Raw genomic sequence first — 17,363 nt, forward strand, 5'->3', positions numbered from 1 at the left:
GTTTGGGCACCGTTGTCGAGTAAAAGATCTCCTGGGCATGAAATGCATTGCGGCAGAGCGTCATATCGAATCACCCGCCGATGCGGCAAGCCGCTCGTTCAGAAACGCGGAGACAGCTGGGTTTGCAACCAGCTTCTTGTCGCCGTCGGGGTTTTCTCTGCTCCAATGCTGCTTCGAGAATTCCACCGCCACCTCGTGGAGATCATCGACACCGATCAGCATCTTGCGCGTCGATAACAAGCGGCCGTGTTCTCGAGCTTCGCTGCGGGTAGGCCGACGCATGGTGCTGCACGCCGGGCAGAGCCACAGGCCTGTCTGTGGCTCCCGAATGCAGCGCTTGCACAGCTGTGCATCGCAGCAATCGCAGGCGACGAAACCATCGACGCACAGGCCGCAGATCTTGCCACCGCAGTAGTTGCACTGTGGGACAACAGGACTGAAGTGCCCCTCCCGATCGATTACCCCTACAGCCAGCGGAGTCCTCGTCTTGGTCTCGAGGCGCCGGGCATCCACGTCACCAGGACTGAGCGTGACGTGGTTGCGCCACGTGTGACCACCCTCGACCGTGACCACCTCGTCGACGGCTGCTCCTATCTTTACCTTTGAGCGTCCAGTGCCGTTGTGGAATCGTCGTAGGAGAGCCTGGCGTAGGTACTGATCCAGGTGCCCAAGAGCAGGGTGCTTGACGTCAACCCCCGGTAACCAGGCCGCCAGGGCCTCCGGCGTCACGTCGTTATTCGACTGAAAGCCAACGTTGTTGACAAATCCGGCGGGTATGACGTTAAGCGCGACGTTCGTGGCGTTGAGCACGGTCGACCGGGTGATCTTCCTCGGATCGGTGAAGGCGACGATCTCATCCGCGTCAGGAAGGCCCATCGACCGCGCCAGCGCCGTTGCTCCGGGAGTTTGCGGCGAGTTTGCTATCGAGAACCACTTCGCATCTTGACCCACCCGGACCCCGAGCACGAGCATCGATGCCATTACACCGATGACGGCGTGGGCAGGCTCGCACACCGCGCTCGCACGTATTGTCGGTGCTGGGTTCCAGCTGTCAGCAAACCACCCCGGACCTATGGCATGGTCGGACCATGGCACAACGGAATTGACGACGGTTGAACCGTCATATCTCTGGTCGACGAGTCCGTCGCCGATGACAGCAGTCCGGCGTCCTACCGCAGTCCATCGCATGACTAGCGGTCTTACTCGAGGCGAAGTTACTTGCCGCACGGCGTTGCGTACCTCGTTGGGCATCCACCTGACAGGTTCCGGCAACCGGGAAGGAACTGGGAACCTCTTAGCAATCAACTCCACTAGCTCGCCACGCGGGGTGTCGAAGCCGTGCGTACTGCGACCTGACTGGCCTAGCGATTCCACGGTCCACTCAGCGAAGTGTCGTTGCTCTGATCGAACGACCATGTGGGGCACAGTGATTCGCAGGTCCACCTCGAGATGGCGCCGTTCCGGAACGACCTGCGTTCCGAGTTGTCGGCTAGCGGAAAGTCGCAACCGGTACGCCTCGTCGAGCTGAGTTAGTCCGTAGGACACCCACCGCTCAACGTGACCGTCCCGGACCGTTGCCTGCTCGGTGATGTCACCTCGCGAGATCAACGCTATCGTCGCGTCTTCGTCTTCGGCCGCGACGACTGTTGCACCCATCCAAGCGAGCTCAATGGGCAAGGCTCGAAGGACGTCATCGCTAGCCGGCGCGAGGCGTGTGCATGCTTCGCACAACGACCCCGTTCGGCACGTCGCGCACATCGACCGCTCGCAAATGACGCATGGGGTGACTTCGGGATCGCGGCCGCACTCCGGACATGCCACGTCTCCGCAAGATCGGCACTGGACGTCCGGTACATGGTGGTCCGCGGAGACGCACCGTCGACATACCTGCGCCGAGCAACGTGGGCATCCGAGTGAGGCTTGATGGCCTAGGTCGTCACACGCGCGACACGCCGTTGTCCGGCACGACTCACATTGGGCTGAGGTGCCCTCCTCGTGGAAGTGGCCGTCACGACATATCCCGAATTCATTTGCAGGTCGACCGGTGTCATCCAAAGTGGGTGCGATCGGAAGTCCGTCGAAGGCGCGGTACTGACGGTGCCCGATGCCGTGGCCTTGCCATGTTTCACTGATCTCAAAACCGCTGCGCACGACTGACGAGAAACCTCTTTGGCTACGGTCGAGCAGCTCGGACGCAAGCCCAGGCGGCGCAACGTCGAGCTGAGGTGTCGGCTTGGGTTGCACACGGCCTTCGAGAGCGGCGAGCGACGCGTGATCCGCGGCCTGTAGCGACTCGACACCGTCGACTTCAGCGAGCTCCGCGACCGGAATGATCGTTCGATCGACCAGCCAGCTCTCGTTCGGTGAGGGATACGACTCGACCATCGCGGACGCTTCGCCCATACGACGGCCGACGCGTCCGCCTGGTGCCCCAGCGGATTCCAGCACCGCAAACCACGCCAGTTGGTCCTCGACAGATCCGTCCGGCGGCAGTGCAACCCATCGCTGAGCGGCTGTGCGCGACGCTGCATCGTTCGCGGTCAGCAGCAGAGCGTCATTTCTTCGCTCGACGGTGACTCGCATTCCCGCGAGTTCCCCAGCGGCGACTAACGAATCGTAGACAACGGGAGTCACCCATTCGAGGTACTCGGTCCGTTCGCGTTGCGTGGACGCCGTGCCGTCGTCGGCCACCACCGACACCAACTCGACGAGCCGGTCGGACTTCAAAACCAAATCGGTGAAGGTCGAGCGCCGCGTCACCATGACACTGGGCGGTGGGGGCGGCGGCACCTTCCGTCGAAGCTTAGGCAGGAGTGCAGCCAGACCGAAGGCGCCTTCACCATGAACAGCGACGCTCGGATGATTGGGTAGATCGTTGGTGGCAGCAGGAGTCACCTTGGATGATGCCGCATCAGCCGTTGACAGCTCGACGTCGATCTGTTCGACGGCCCGGAGGTGAAGTTGCCGGTCATCGCCCGACTCGGGCCGCGTCGTGAGGTCGCGCAGGATCAGTCCGCTATCGGCGGGTAATGCGTTGTGCATCGCGTATGAGCGCATTCGGACGCGGGCCGGATCGGTGACGTCACGATCGGGGACAATGACGTGAGGCGACGGGTCGCCAGGTCGAAGCAGCTCAGCGGCTCGCTCCCCGACGTACATTATCGTTCCACGATTGAAGCGCCATGCGATCGCATGTTCGCGGTCCAAAGCGGGGGCGCGGACTGGATCATCGCACGGCCGGCAAAGACCGCCCGTCGCTGAACGGCAACGACCGCAACAAGATCCGCCGCACACCGGGCACTCCGCAAACACCGCGTCATCGCCACAGGCGATACAGAGGTGGTCATCGCACGAATCGCACGGAGCCACCTCGGATTCGTCAATCCAGTGACCATCAGAACACAGCGCAAGGGTTCCAATTTCGGCTGCGGAGGCATCGCTTTCGACGACGGGCGGCGAGAAGCCCCATTCGTAGGTAAAGCTGCCCTCTACACCGCCAGGTCCGGACCAGCGTTCCTCGACCAGCCAGTCGTCTTCGTCAAGAGTTATCGCCAACATCTTGGCTCGCGCCCGAATGTCGGGCGACCTGCCCAGACGCTTCTCTTCTGAGTCCAACGCGCGCCGAAGCCGGGCCCGATCCTCGCCGTACACCTCGTCAATCTGTGACTTATACCCCTCTTGGATGCGCTTGAGTTCGCTTCGTTGTTCCCGCTCAACGCTTTTGACACGATCTCTGCGGAGCCTCTCGAGCTGGCTGGACGCCTGCTTCTCAAATTCCGATACGATCTCGTGTGGCAAGCCGATTGCCGGGGGAAGGGATTCACCATCGCCGAGCGGGCGACGAGCAAGGGAAACAGGGTGGTGGCCGTTCAGATCGGCGGTGACGATGTGCTCGGTCGTCTCCGCTTCGCCCACGGTCGCGCGGAACGTCGCCTGTCCGCTCCATGAGTTCGAAGGGACGAGATGGCGGCTGATGAGCTGTGTTGATTCGGCGTGTCGGTATGGGCTTGGCCCGATGTCGTCGGGAATGACGGGGACGGTGGCATGCAGGTCTCCCCGCATGCGTAGCAGTCCCAGAAGCTCGTCGAAGACCGGTGAACCGACTGCGCATAGCTCCGCATCGGGGTGATGTTCCATGCCGATGCGGTCGAATGCGAGATGCATGACTGCGCGACCGCCCAGTTCGTCAGCCATCTCCTCGTCGAATTGCACTGTCAGGAAGGCGCCGTCGCCCTCGCCCGTGTCGTGCAGTATCCGGGCGTCGAGGGCGGTCAGGACCTGTCGCACCCAGCCTTGTACCCGCCGCTGCCTCATGCGTGCGCGCTCAGTGACTTCCGGTCGAAGCTCGGCCGCGCCCTCCTTGGTGAGGCCCTCTCGATGGTCGAAGCTAGTCGCCATCCAATTGCTGAAGCCGCTGTCGGCCGCGATGAGCGTCGATGCACTTTCGCGTGCGACGACGAGCTCGGTTCCCAGTTCTTCGAGCAGTCGGCCCATCTTCAAGTCCGTGTCAGCGAACAAGGCCTCCATGACTCGAGTTTCGAAGGTTGCTGACTTCGAATCATCCAGCTCGCCGAGGATGGTGGTCACCTGCCCGAACAGCAGCTCGAACATTCGGAGCTTTTGTGCGAGCAGCTGGTACACACGCTCGTCAATCGTGCTTCGTGCGTACAGGTTGGCGATGAAGACCTCGTCGCGTGGCTGCGTGAGTCTGTCGACGCGGCCGATGCGCTGTTCGATACGCATTGGATTCCACGGCAGGTCGTAATTCAGTACGCAGTTACAGAATTGAAGGTTCTGCCCCTCGGCGCCGGCATCCGTCGAGATCATGACGGGTACCTCACCCGATCGGAAGGCGGCGATGGTGCGAGCGCGCTCGGCGGCGGACATCGAGCCGTGAAAGGAGCGGGCGCGCAATCCCTCGGATTCCATGCGGCGCAGCAAGCCGGTCACGGTGTCGGTGTGTTGCGTGAAGACGAGGACTCGCCCATGCTCGCGAACCCACTTCGAGGTGATCTCCATGGCCTTGTTCTCCCGCGCAGAGCCTTGGATGTCCATCGCGAGATGGCCGACTTCGCTCAACACGCGACGAACTCGCTCACTTGGGTGACGTTCGGCCATCCGGAGCGCGGTGGTTCCCATCGAAAACGGACTTGCAGTCAGTCGCAGGGCGAGGCTGCGACGGCGCATGGTGTCGCCCGAATCCCGCATGACGTTCCGCAGGAGGTCGGTGCTCAGTGCGTAGAGCTCCTGCTCGCGCGGTCCCAGCGTCACCGGAACGTCGACTGCCCGCCGGGTGACTCGGTCGACGCCGGCTTGGGCTCGCGTCGTCCGGATCATCACACTGCTGATCAGACGGCGAAGCGCCGCAGGGTCGTTGGGTGTGCGCGGATCGAACCGTGTCATGTATTTGCGCTTGAATTCGGCGACCGAGGTGAACGTGCCGGGGCGCAGCAGTTCGACTAGGCGGTAGAGCTCGAGCAGGTCGTTCTGCACCGGCGTGGCCGTCAGGAAGAGTGCGTAGCGACATGCCGTAGTGAGCTCAGTGATCAGCTCACGCGTCTTCTTCGCGCCCGCGCCCGCGGCACGATGTGCTTCGTCGATGATGACGATGTCCCACGGCTGTTTGATGATCTCCTTCATCCGGTTTCGCGCCAGCGTCAGGCTGAGAATCAATTTGTCTTGGTCGCGAATGTCCGCGCCGCTGTATGCCACGTCGAAGGGCAGGTCGAACTTGAGGTTCATTTCTTCGCGCCACTGGTCGCGCAGAGGTGCGGGGCACAGAATGAGGACTCGTTTGGCGAGACCACGAAGTGTCAGTTCTTTGACGGCGAGTCCGGCTTCGATGGTCTTGCCGAGGCCAACTTCGTCGGCGAGCACGGCTCGACCGCGCAGACGAGAGAGAGCGTGACGAGCCACGGCCTCCTGGTGCGGCATGCGGTCGACGTTGGCGACGTCGACTGCGAGCAACTCCTCGAAGTCATCGAGCGTTGCCAGTTCCTCGCCTTGAAGGCGTAGTTCGACGAGCTCCAACGCATCAAATCCTGCGGCCTTGAGCTGCTCTCCGAGCATTCGTCTCGAATCCGAGAGGAAGCCGATAGTGCGCGGTGTTCCTTCATTCCATCGGTACTCGTCGTCGTAGTGGAACTGGCGATCGACCGTCGCACGACGTTGCATTGCCGTGCGTACGGATTGACTTTTGACGGGCGGCGGCGGCACGTATGTCTGGCGGGCCTCCATGACCGCTCCCGGCGGCAACAGAAGCAGCCGGTATACCGACTCGACGAGCCGCAAGCGGAGCAGTCCACCGGACTGCCCGTAGTCCTGAAGGCGCTCTGAGAGGACTTCACCGCTCAGCTTGCGGCTACGACCACTCCACTGAGCCTGGAAGGACTCCCCTTCAAGGTCCAGCGAGACCGTCGTGCTGTGCTCCGGCAGGCCGAGTGCGGCCTGCTCGCGCCCGGTCAAGGCCAGCTCGCCTGCCTCAAGCAGCTGCTGGGTGATGCGCTTCTCAATCATCGTGGCTTACGGGTACTCCGAGTGTCTGTGCCCCGACGGCTGTCAGGACGAGGGTCTGATAAGTGGCGCCGGAACCATCGCGCGCAACTGCGCGTCGATCAACCATGCCCTTGCTCATGAGCTGCAAGAGTGCGTCGTTCCAGCGCTTCTCTCCGTTTCGGACGTGCTTGAGCGCTCCGAACTGGGGGCAGTTGAGTACGCCCTGTCCGAGGGGACGCCCAGGACCTAGTGACTCCATCCCGAGAACTGCTGCGCGAAGGCTGGTTTCGCCGTAGGCGCCACGCCGATAGGAGGACGACCATGCGACGGCTTGCATGAGAGTCAGCTCGGCGTTGATGAGTGTCTCGGGGTCGGCTACGAGGTGATCGGGGAGCGACGTCCAGGGCGCCGACGCACCATCGCAGACGTCGCACCTCACTATGCCGCGGCTGAGGCAGTCTTGGACGAAGTCGCCAAAGTGGTTGCCGACCATCACCCGACGGCAGCTCGATCGGTTCGTGGCGTAGTCGATCATGGCTTGGAGTCGTCGCAATTGCCACTGCCGCCATCGTGCCGATTCTCGGGCGATGGCCTCGGCTGGAGCCGTCCGCTTGACCAGCTTGACTCGACGGAGGCGGCGGGAGCTGGAGAACGTGATCAGCCTGTCTAGGGACCACTCGATGAACTTGAGCTCCAGCGTGTCGGGATCGTAGCCGTGCTGGTCCTTCAGCTGCTGAAAGTCAATCTGAATCCGAACGTTCGGCCGTGCTCGGTGAACCTTGTAGAAGATTTCGCGAAAGAACCGGCGCTCTGCTTCGTCCTCAGGTTCACGGAACCCGACGTCGACCATGCCCCGAGCTGAGCAGTCCAAACCCTGGGTAAGAGTGCCTACGCGCTCGAGCTGCGCCAATTGCACGTTCAGCTCGTCGGTTTCGAGTTCGAGTGAGTCTGCCAACTCGTCGACGTCGAAGACCCTGCTGTCGCCGCGTTCACGGCACGTCCACAGCGCGGTGAGAATTCTCTGCGCGGTGGCTGCATCGGCGGCAGCATCGCCAGACTCGACTAGGCGCCGACGCCGTGTGAGATCGCCCTTCGTGTACAGCAACACGCAATTGCCGATCATGTTGCGCTGACGCGCACCTCGGCCCGCTTCCTGCGCATAGCCGTCGAGGGAATCAGGCAGGTCGAAGTGCACCACCCAGCCAATGTTTGGTTTGTTGATGCCCATGCCAAAGGCCTTCGTGGCAACAATGATTCGAGTGGTGTCTGCGTCGAAGTCCTCTTGGACGGCATCCCGCTGCTCGGGCACCATTCCGGCATGATACGGGCGCGCAGCGTGACCGGCGCGACGCAAGAGAGACGCGATCTCTTCGGCAAGGGCGCGGCGCGTGATGTAGACGATCCCCGGTGTCCCGTCAGCCCACGTGACGAACCGAAGCAATTCGCGAACGCGGTCTCTCTCGTTGGCGCATTCGGTAACGCGGAACTGCAGGTTTGGTCGATCGCTCGGCTCGCGCACCACGACCGGATCCAGCATCTGCAAGGACTGGCCAATGTCGGTCTCGACCTCGGGTGTGGCAGTCGCGGTGAGTCCTGCACGCGGAGCTCGCGTCGAGAAGCTGTCGACGGATGCGGGAATCTGACGGAACTCGGGGCGAAAATCGTGACCCCACACTGAGATGCAGTGCGCTTCGTCGACGACGACGCGGTTGAGCTGCTGGCGCCCCAGAGCTCCGCGGAGGACTGGGTCACGGGCTAGCCGCTCTGGCGAGACGTACAGCAGACGGACTCGACCGTCCGCGGTGTCGCGAAGAATTTCCGTTTGAACGACTTTGGACGTGGTTCCGGTGATGCCTTGGACGGGGCGAATGCCGCGCCTGCCACGCAGGTCGTTCACCTGGTCCTTAATGAGCGCAATCAGCGGAGACACCACGACAGTCGCTCTGGCTTCTGGCATGAGCAATGCAGGGAGCTGGAAGCAGAGTGACTTGCCGAACCCGGTGGGAAGAACTGCGAGGACGTCCTTTCCGTCGATGAAGGAACGCATGACCTCGAGCTGTTTGGGGTGAAGGTCGGCTATTCCGAAGAGCATCTCGGCGGCTTCGCGCAGTTTGGCAGTCGGGTCCTCGCCGGGCAGCAGGCGTAGGCGGTCGAGGATCTGCGTAACGTCGTCGCGTCCGAACGAGATCGCCGTGGTCAGATCGGGTGGCTCACCGGTCACGAATTCGATTGCGCGAGTCCACGCGTCATCGCGGTCGACGGCTTCGTGAATCGCCGGACTTGGTAGTGACCCAAGCATGACGCGCTGGGCCTGGGTGGGGGAGTGCAGTCGACGGTCGCAGACGAATGCCGCTCCGCGGTCCGTCTCCGAGCGGATGAGCCTGCCGAAGCCCTGGGTGAACTGCATGGCCGTCATCGGAAGCACGTAGTCGAGGAACGGGTCGCCGCCTCGCTCGGCAATGGCGCGCTGCCGCGCGGACACCAGGGGGTCGTTCGGATGAGGATAGGGCGGTTTCTCGATGAAGAGGTAGGAAAGGGTCTCTCCGGGAGCGTCGAAGCCCTCCCAATAGGACTTCAATCCGTACAGGGCGGTGCCGGGTTCGGCGCGGAAGCGGTGCTGAATTTGAGAGCGGCCCTGCTCACCCTGAACGAGGATCTCGACTCCTCGTTGCGCCAGCTCGACTGTTCGAGTCCGAACCCCGGCGACGACCGCTTCCATCCTCTTCCTGGCCGCGAACAGCGAGAGCGTCTTCCCGCCGGAGAGCGACAGGAAGCCCGCTTGGTCTGCGGCCATTTCTTCGCAGAACTCACGTTCGTTCTCGGGAATGGGCACGGGCAGGTGATTGGTCAGCACGACCATTGATTGCTGCGCATAGTCGAAGGGGGAGCGCAGCGTAAGCGCTCGGAACTGACCGTCTATCGGAGTGGGATCGATGGAGATGCCCAATCGTGACGCCAGGTAATCGTACCGATGTTGCACGGTGAGGGTCGCCGAGCAGAGCACCACCGAGTGGGTGCGGTCGACGACCAATTGTTGGAACTCTGGGAAGACGTGAATCGGGATGCGCTCATAGAGCCACGCCGCGGAGTCGTCTTCCTCGGTGGCGAGTCGGTAGACCCAGAGGTGATTGTCAGGGAGATCGTTCAGCGTTACGAGCAAGTCGATTGCGGTGTCTAGCCTCTCGGCATAGCCGTGGAGGCGCCGTTGCTCTGAGGCGGTTCCGCTGATCTCCGACAGCGACGAGCGCAGCGCTGACACCGACTTCGCCAGCTGGATCAAGGCGTAGCGGGCGTCCAACGCGGCTTGTCTGAGGGCGCGAAACTCTGGGCGGCTGGTCACGATGCCGGCGCTCAGTACGACGGCGTCCGCCTTGCCGGAGTACTCGTGAAGGTACGTGTGCACGGCCTGGGCGAGCGTCTTCCCTGCCGTCGAGACCCCTGCCGTCGCGATCCCGATTGATTGACTCGCTTGCGTGAACGAATCACTTGCCTTGGCGCGCAGGCGCAATGCTCTCAGCAGTCGCGATCGGGGTGAAAGCGCACCGACGAGGATGTCGAGTTCCAGCGCATCGATGCTCTCGGTCCAAGCGGACGTCAGACTGTCCTCGAGCGCATGTGCCTCGTCGAACACTAGGTCTGCAGTGTCGTCGGCAAGCACGTCGCCAGGGACGCGCCCACCGTTCTGCTTGATCTTGACCCAACTGGCAATCAGCGCATGGTTGACGGAGACGACTCCGGGCGCGCTGTCGAGGTCGCGCACTTGTTGCATGAGTGGACACACCCCTGCCCAACGACACATCGTTCGATCGCAGCCGGCTGAGTTGGTGCGGAGGCGTGCACGGGTCCTGGCGTATCGACCATCCCTGCGACGGATGACGTCGTCGGTGACGTCATCCCAAGTTCCCGTTGCGGATGAGGCGATCGCTCGAATGGCGACGGCTAGGGCGAAGCCCGATGACTCGCGATCAGCGAGCGCATCCTCGAGTTCGCGAGCGCACACGTAGTTGCTGACGCCCTGGATCTGGCGGAAGGGCGCCCGCAGCAGACCCTCTTGCTGCACGCGGGCTGCTTCGTCGCGCAGCTGGCTCTGCAGTGCCTTGGTCGCGGTAGCCACGACGACCGGTTTCTTGGGCCGTGAGGCGCGGCCGAGCGCTGGCAGGAGGTAGGCGAGGGACTTACCGGTACCCGTCGGCGCTTCGACGGCAAGTCGACCACCGTGATCGAAGACTTCGGCAACGGCGTGAGCCATCTCCTTTTGCGACGCGCGGCTGCGCAGGCCGCGCTCGTTCTCCAAATATTCGAATGCATCGCGAGTCGACGACCAGGCGTCCGCGGCCGTCGCGCCCGATCGCTCGAGTAGGGGGTCGGGCGCACGGATCAGCGTCTGAATGTCAGGCGGCGTCACCAGCTCGGGCATCATCTGCGCGAGCGGATCGTCGAAGGTCTCGAGAGCCGCGATGGCGAGCGGCCAACTCGGATCCCCCATCTTGATCTCGGCGAGGAGGGCGCGAACGACGGCCGCCGTGGCAGTGGCGTCGGGGAGTGCCCGGTGATTCTCGACGTGGGTGACACCGGAGCGCTCGGTCAGATCGGCGAGTGACCGATTGGGCATCGCGACGTCGACGAGGGTCGAGAGATACAGGCTGTCAGTGCACGACGGGAGCTGTAACGGTTTTATTCCTGCTCGTTTGGCCGCCTTGTCGAGGAACGGAAAGTCAAAGGCCAGTGCGTTGTGGCCTAGGACGAGGTCGATGTCGTTCAAGCTCGCGCCGAGGGCCTGCAGCGCCTCTCCCAGCGAGGTCGCCGCGTCGGCGTCCTCAAGAGTCGGCCGCGTCATACCGTCGGGCAGTTTCACAGGCAGGTGGGCTATCGGATCGCCGTTCAGACCCACCACGGCGATATCCCAAATGAAGTCTTTCGCTGGGTCTAGTCCCGTTGTCTCGATGTCGAGCACCGCGACTCGGTCGAGCGGCACCCGGGGCCGAACAGGGGGCCGGTACCACTCGGCGTCCACTGGTTCGTCGAGCTGGATCGCGTCGTCGGTTGCATGGACAGACGAACCGATTCCTATGCGTCCATCTCCCGTCATGCGAAAGCGCTCCGGGTATCGGTCGGGTAGCTGGACGAGCGACTCGATGGATTTGTGGAACCCATTCGCGCGGAGCTGTCCGCTGAGGTCAGCGGCAGACATTGGTTCGTTCTCAGCCAGGAGCCGGTGCGCAGCTTCGATGGCGGGTGGGAGCGGAGTGCTAACTCCGGTCATCAGCGGAATCCGGTCGTTCTGCGCCACGGCAGTGCAAGTTCAAACATTCACCCCCGTGAACTACGTGTTCCGTCACTCGCCATGGCGTCTATTGACGGCCAAGCATACGATGCCAACAGATTGAAGTTAGTCGATGTAGAGATTGTTCGCTGAGCAACGGCACCATAGCCTGAAATGGGCGCTTACCGTGGCGGTCGATTGCGGGTTCGACCGCAGGCACGTGAGCTAGATGTCAAATGTTGGTTCGCGTTATGGCAATGCAAAGCTGTGCAGCCCTTCCTGTCGCTGTATGTGCGTACTGCGCGAACGGCAAAGTTGAGGTGCTCGCGGGATGTGTTGCGAAAAGATCGTCAACGAGTACAACAGATTGGATATCGGTGGAATCCGAGTCACCCTTCTTCGACATCCCCCAGGCGGACTGGATCGCTGCCAACCGATCGGCGTTCGCGATCTGGGACGGCTTCCCGGTGTCGCCAGGCCACGCGCTGGTGGTGTCGCGGCGCCTCATCACCGACTGGTGGGAGGCAACGCCCGGCGAACGGGCCGACATCTTCGACTTGGTCGACATCGTGCGGGACAAGATCACCGAGCTGAACGGACCCGACGGGTTCAATGTCGGCTTCAATGCAGGGCCCGTCGCCGGGCAGACAGTCGACCACCTCCACCTTCACATAATCCCGAGGTTTGCCGGCGACGTTCCTGATCCGCGCGGGGGCATCCGCAATGTCATCGCCGCCCGCGGCAACTACCTCGCCGAAGCCCCAGTGCCGCTGTCACATGCGGTTCCCAGCCCCATGACGCCGGTACTCGTCGACGGTCAAGTCCGGCTCTTGCTCACCGAGTTGGTTCAGCACCTGCGGCGCGCTCAATTCGACCGGATCGACATTGCGGTCAGCTTCATCAAGATGTCGGGTCTCCGCCTGCTCACCGACGCGCTCGAGGATGCCCTTGCCCGTGGCGCACACCTGCGGATCCTCACCACCGACTACCTAGGCCTCACCGAGGCCGAAGCCCTCACCCGCCTGCGAGACCTCATGGACGACCATTCGCAGTCCGTTAGCGTGCGGGTGTTCCAGGACCCCGAGGTCAGCTTCCATCCGAAGGCATATCTGTTCTACTCGGTAGATGGTCAGGCTGAAGCCGCGTTCGTGGGCAGCAGCAATTTGAGTAAGTCCGCCCTCGGCGGCGGCATCGAATGGAATCTCCTAGTCGGATCGATCGACGAGCTACGACAGCGTTTCCTCGTGTTGTGGAACGACCTACGCAGTCATGCGCTGACCGATCAGCTGATCGCCGAGTACGATCCGGCGCCCGCGTACGTCCCTCAGGCAGTCGAGGTCGTTGAGCCTCCCGAGGCTCTGCCGGAGCCACGACCCATTCAGCAGGAAGCACTGAAGGCGCTCATCGCAACTCGCGACGCGGGCTTCCGGGCCGGAATGGTCACGATGGCAACGGGATTGGGCAAGACGTGGCTGGCAGCCTTCGATGTCGCGCAGATGCGAGTTGTTCGCGTGCTGTTCATTGCCCACCGCGAAGAGATCCTCAGGCAAAGCCGAGACGTCTTCCGGCAAGTGATGCCGATCGCGACCATGGGCCTGTACACCGGTGACGACAAGCAACCCGATGCCGACTTCGTCTTTGCGACGGTCCAGACTACGTCGCGCTATCTAGATCAGTTCCCCGCAGACTCGTTTGACTACCTCGTCATCGACGAGTTTCATCACGCCGCCGCGGACACGTACCGCAAGGTGATCGACCATTTCACGCCGCGATTTCTGCTGGGCCTCACAGCAACGCCTGACCGAATGGACGGCGCCAACCTGTTGGCTCTGTGTGCCGACAACTTGGTATTCAGCTGCGATCTCGTCGAGGGCATTCGACGACAAGAACTTGTCCCGTTCCACTACTGGGGTGTGTCGGACCCCGTTGACTTCGAGCCCATTCCGTGGCGCAACGGCCGCTTCGACCCCGAATTACTCGAGGCCGCCATCGAGACGCAGGAGCGGGCGCAGTCCGCGTTCGACGAGTGGCAGTTACGCCGGGGCACTCGCACGTTGGCGTTCTGTGCGTCGAAGCACCACTCCGACTTCATGAGAGCGTTCTTCCTCGAAAGTGGTGTGCGCTGTGCATCGGTGCACAGTGGGCCGACGAGCGCGCCTCGCCATCAATCGCTCGACGACCTCCGCAGCGGCGATCTCGAAGTGATCTTCACCGTCGACCTGTTCAACGAGGGTCTCGACGTACCCGAGATCGACACCGTGCTGATGCTGCGGCCGACCGAATCGCCGATCATCTTCCTGCAACAGTTGGGCCGCGGTCTCCGGATCAAGGAGGGCAAGGATGCGCTCACCATCGTCGACTTCATCGGCAACCATCGATCATTTCTGCTGAAGCCACGCACCTTGCTGAGCCTCGGACGGCGCGAAGCCCCTACCACGCTTCAAGTTTTGGCAGCGTTGGAGAGCCAGGAGTTCGGGCTGCCCGAGGGCTGTTCGGTGGACTACGACCTTGAGGTCGTCGAGATGTTGAAACGACTCACGCAGATCAGCGCCCGGGACGCCATCGAGGAGTACTGCCGCTCGTACATGGAAGAGGAAGGTCTGAGACCGACTGCTGCGCAGACCTTCCGGGCTGGCTACGACCCTGCGATCGTCACACCAAAGTACGGCAGCTGGTTTGGATTCTTGCGCGTGATCGATCTGCTTGGGGAGCGGGAGGCCGCCGTCACGGATTCCCACGGTGAGGTGCTCAAGGGATTCCAAACCGAGAGCATTAACAAGTCCTACAAGCTCATTGCGATCCGGGCCCTGCTCCATGAGGGTGAGCTCCGCGCCGGAGGCGACGTGGCGAACAACGCCGAGGTTTCACGGCAGCTGATGCTCGCCGACCCCCGCCTCGCCCAGGACGTCCCGACGCGGGAGTTTCCCAACCTCGATGCTGCAGCCGGCGAGAAGTGGGCGCACTACTGGCGGAAGTGGCCGCTCTCGCATCTGTCGGGCGTGGGTGATTCGGCGCGCCGGACCAATGCACTGTTTCGGTTCGCCGGCGATCGGATCGAACCGACGTTCGTCATCGACGACGAGGTCGGCGACGTCTTCGACGCGATGGTCGCGGAGATCATCGAACACCGTTTGGCTAGTTACGTTTTGAATAAGGAGACGTCGACGACGCGGACATGGTCGTGCCGGTTGACGTTCGCCGACGGCCATCCCGCGATACGGCTCGACCGACGACTTCATCCTGATCTGCCCGAAGGGAAGGTGCCGTTCAAAGCCGACGGCGTCGAGTTCGAGGCGTCGTTCGCGAAGGGTGCCGTCGCCACGGCTACTCGCGAGGATTCGACTGGCAACGCCCTACCGGGCCTGCTTCGCGGTTGGTTCGGACCGTCCGCGGGTCACCCGGGAACGTCACACCGCGTGTCGATCGACCAGGTCGATGGTGCGCTACTGGTCCAGCCGGATCGTTCGTCTGACACGGACGTGCAGATGGACTACGTACCCCTCTTCGGCGACTACACCGTGGCGTGCGGACCGCATGCCCGCACCTCCTGGACCCATCATGCTTCGACTGAGATTCCTATCAAAAGGGTTGCAGGTACTGAACTTACGCCCGCATCGAACTTCGTGTGCTTCGCTCATGGCAATTCGATGGACGGCGGAGCAGATCCGATTCGGCACGGCGATACGCTGCTCTTCGAATGGATCACCGGCGGATCGGCGCGCGACTACGTGGGTCAACCCGTGCTGGTGGAAACCACCGACAGGTCAGGTGCTGTAGGCACATTGAAGATCCTCCGACGAGAGGGCGAAGCCTACGTTCTGGAATCCAGGAACACTGAGATCCCTCCCATCGAGGCTTCGTCTGACATGCGTCCCGTAGCGCGGCTTGTGTCGAAGCTCGATCAGCAGGAGATCAACCCACTGGCGTCGCACATCGGCGAGCAATTCAAAAGTATGGACGTGCCACCGCTCTACGGCGAGGTGTACAACCCGGGCAATTGGCGTTCCGGTCACGTCTCGCTCGCGCAGCACACGATTCTCTTCGTCTCATTGCTCAAGCGCGCAGACCGCACGCAGTACGCCGAGCACTTCGAGGGCCCGGACCTGTTCGTATGGAGCTCGCAGACGTCGACCAAGCCGACGGGCAAGAAGGGCCGGGAGATCCTCGAGTCTCTGTCAACTGGCAAGTCGATTGAGCTGTGGATGCGACGACGCGGGGCCGACACGGCGTTCACCTACCTGGGACGGGTCGTACCGATGAGCTACGAGGGGTCCCAGCCGATGCTGGTGACCTACCGGCTGCTGACCCCGCTGACGAGTGATCTTCAGTCGCAGCTTGGGCTTTCGCTGTGATTGGGCCGCCGACGCGCTCGACGCACGATAGATCACTGGTGTATATGCCAACCAAGTTGGCGTCGCAGCCGCCGCTGACCGGGTTCGGCGGTCTGTCTGACGGAAAAGATCGAATCGGCTCTTCCGGTTCGAATAGCGGGGCGTAGGACTGATCAAGCCCGGTGCGACACGTTGGATTCGACTTTCACTCTGTCGAGGACACCCGCCTCCCGCCCTCAGGACGGCCGGCTCACGACGGTTCACGAACCAGCAAACAGGAGTCGTTCGGCATAGTTGTGGGAATCTCGATACGTTAGCAGTCAGCGCCCCAGAATGAGTCTATGGACACGATAGGAATCAGCCTCACGGCCCAGCCGTCCAAAACTTGGATGGCGCTGGTCAGCTGGGAGGACGGCAAGGCCGAACTGCAGGTTCTGCAGCACGGCGTGAACAACTTCGAAGTCGGTCAGGTGACGAGTTCCTCGGACATTGTCGGGATAAGTTGCCCGTTCGGTTGGCCTAAGCCCTTCACAGACTTCGTGACGCGTTACTCCGCGGACCAGCATGGCGGGTCGCTAGTGGGATCGGTGCCAAGTGACTCGGGAATGCGGTACCGCTTCACCGCCCACTTGGTCAAGCAGCTTGCACCAGGTATCAACCCGCCGAGCGCATTGTCAGGCAGCGCCGCGGTCGCAACACTGCGATGCGCGACCATTCTGGCGGAGTGCGGTCAGACTCCTGCATCCATCGGTCATAACAGCTATCCGACCAAGTTCGTCGAGGTGTATCCGCCTGCTTCGCTCAGTCAGTGGGGCTTGCCGTACACGGGTTACAAGTCGGCGAGCGGGCAGAAGTTGTTGGTCTCGATGGTGACCAAGCTAGTGACGTTCACAGCTTTTGCGGGACCCTGGCTCAAGCTAGATCGGTGGCTAGATACTTGCCAGACCGAAGTCGGCGCCTTCGAGGCGGTGATCTGCGCTCTGACGGCCCGAGCGGTCGCTCTCGAGCGCGCCATCAGCCCGCACACCCCTCCCGAACATCACGCTGCGGCCAGCGAGGGCTGGATCTGGGTCCCCAACGAACAGTCGCTGTCTCAGCTCAACACCGAGCCACGCTAGCTGTGTGTTCTGGCGCGGGCATCAGGCAGTCGCAGGCCTTTGCGTTCGACCCACGTCCATCTAGCACGGCCTGGCCTGACCGAATCCAAGGCCCGCGGCTCTTGGCTGAGCGCTCCGTGTCTTAGCTGTCGCGGACAGTGCACGGTCTCGTTTACC

4 protein-coding genes are annotated in these 17,363 nt (G+C 62.5%); 2 read left to right on the top strand and 2 right to left on the bottom strand.

All coding sequences use genetic code 11. The features are described from left to right. Positions 1-60: 60 nt before the first annotated feature. Both H7K45_RS12640 and H7K45_RS12645 read right to left on the bottom strand, forming a co-directional pair. The gene (locus H7K45_RS12640) at positions 61-6,516 is read right to left on the bottom strand and encodes a helicase-related protein (RefSeq protein ID WP_263996151.1); all 6,456 of its coding nucleotides are present in this window, start codon (positions 6,514-6,516) and stop codon (positions 61-63) included. Next, on the bottom strand, positions 6,509-11,758 hold the full coding sequence (locus H7K45_RS12645) for a RecQ family ATP-dependent DNA helicase (protein WP_263996982.1): 5,250 nt from the start codon (positions 11,756-11,758) through the stop codon (positions 6,509-6,511). The genes H7K45_RS12640 and H7K45_RS12645 overlap by 8 nt, the downstream gene beginning before the upstream one ends. 377 nt (positions 11,759-12,135) lie before the next feature. Between H7K45_RS12645 and H7K45_RS12650 the strand changes: the two genes are divergently transcribed. After that, positions 12,136-16,110 (top strand): DUF3427 domain-containing protein, encoded by a 3,975-nt coding sequence (locus H7K45_RS12650; RefSeq protein WP_263996152.1) that lies wholly within the window; start codon positions 12,136-12,138, stop codon positions 16,108-16,110. Between the two features lie 320 nt (positions 16,111-16,430). Beyond that, positions 16,431-17,207, top strand: coding sequence for a DUF429 domain-containing protein (locus H7K45_RS12655; RefSeq protein WP_263996153.1), 777 nt, complete (start codon positions 16,431-16,433; stop codon positions 17,205-17,207). Positions 17,208-17,363: the final 156 nt, after the last annotated feature.

This window comes from Mycobacterium yunnanensis, from assembly GCF_025823185.1.
Lineage (GTDB): Bacteria > Actinomycetota > Actinomycetes > Mycobacteriales > Mycobacteriaceae > Mycobacterium > Mycobacterium yunnanensis.

Bases quoted from the DNA above. Each gene is read 5' to 3' on its own strand.
- H7K45_RS12645 (WP_263996982.1), bottom strand. From the start codon at position 11,758: ATGACCGGAGTTAGCACTCCGCTCCCACCCGCCATCGAAGCTGCGCAC.
- H7K45_RS12655 (WP_263996153.1), top strand. From the start codon at position 16,431: ATGGACACGATAGGAATCAGCCTCACGGCCCAGCCGTCCAAAACTTGG.
- H7K45_RS12640 (WP_263996151.1), bottom strand. From the start codon at position 6,516: ATGATTGAGAAGCGCATCACCCAGCAGCTGCTTGAGGCAGGCGAGCTG.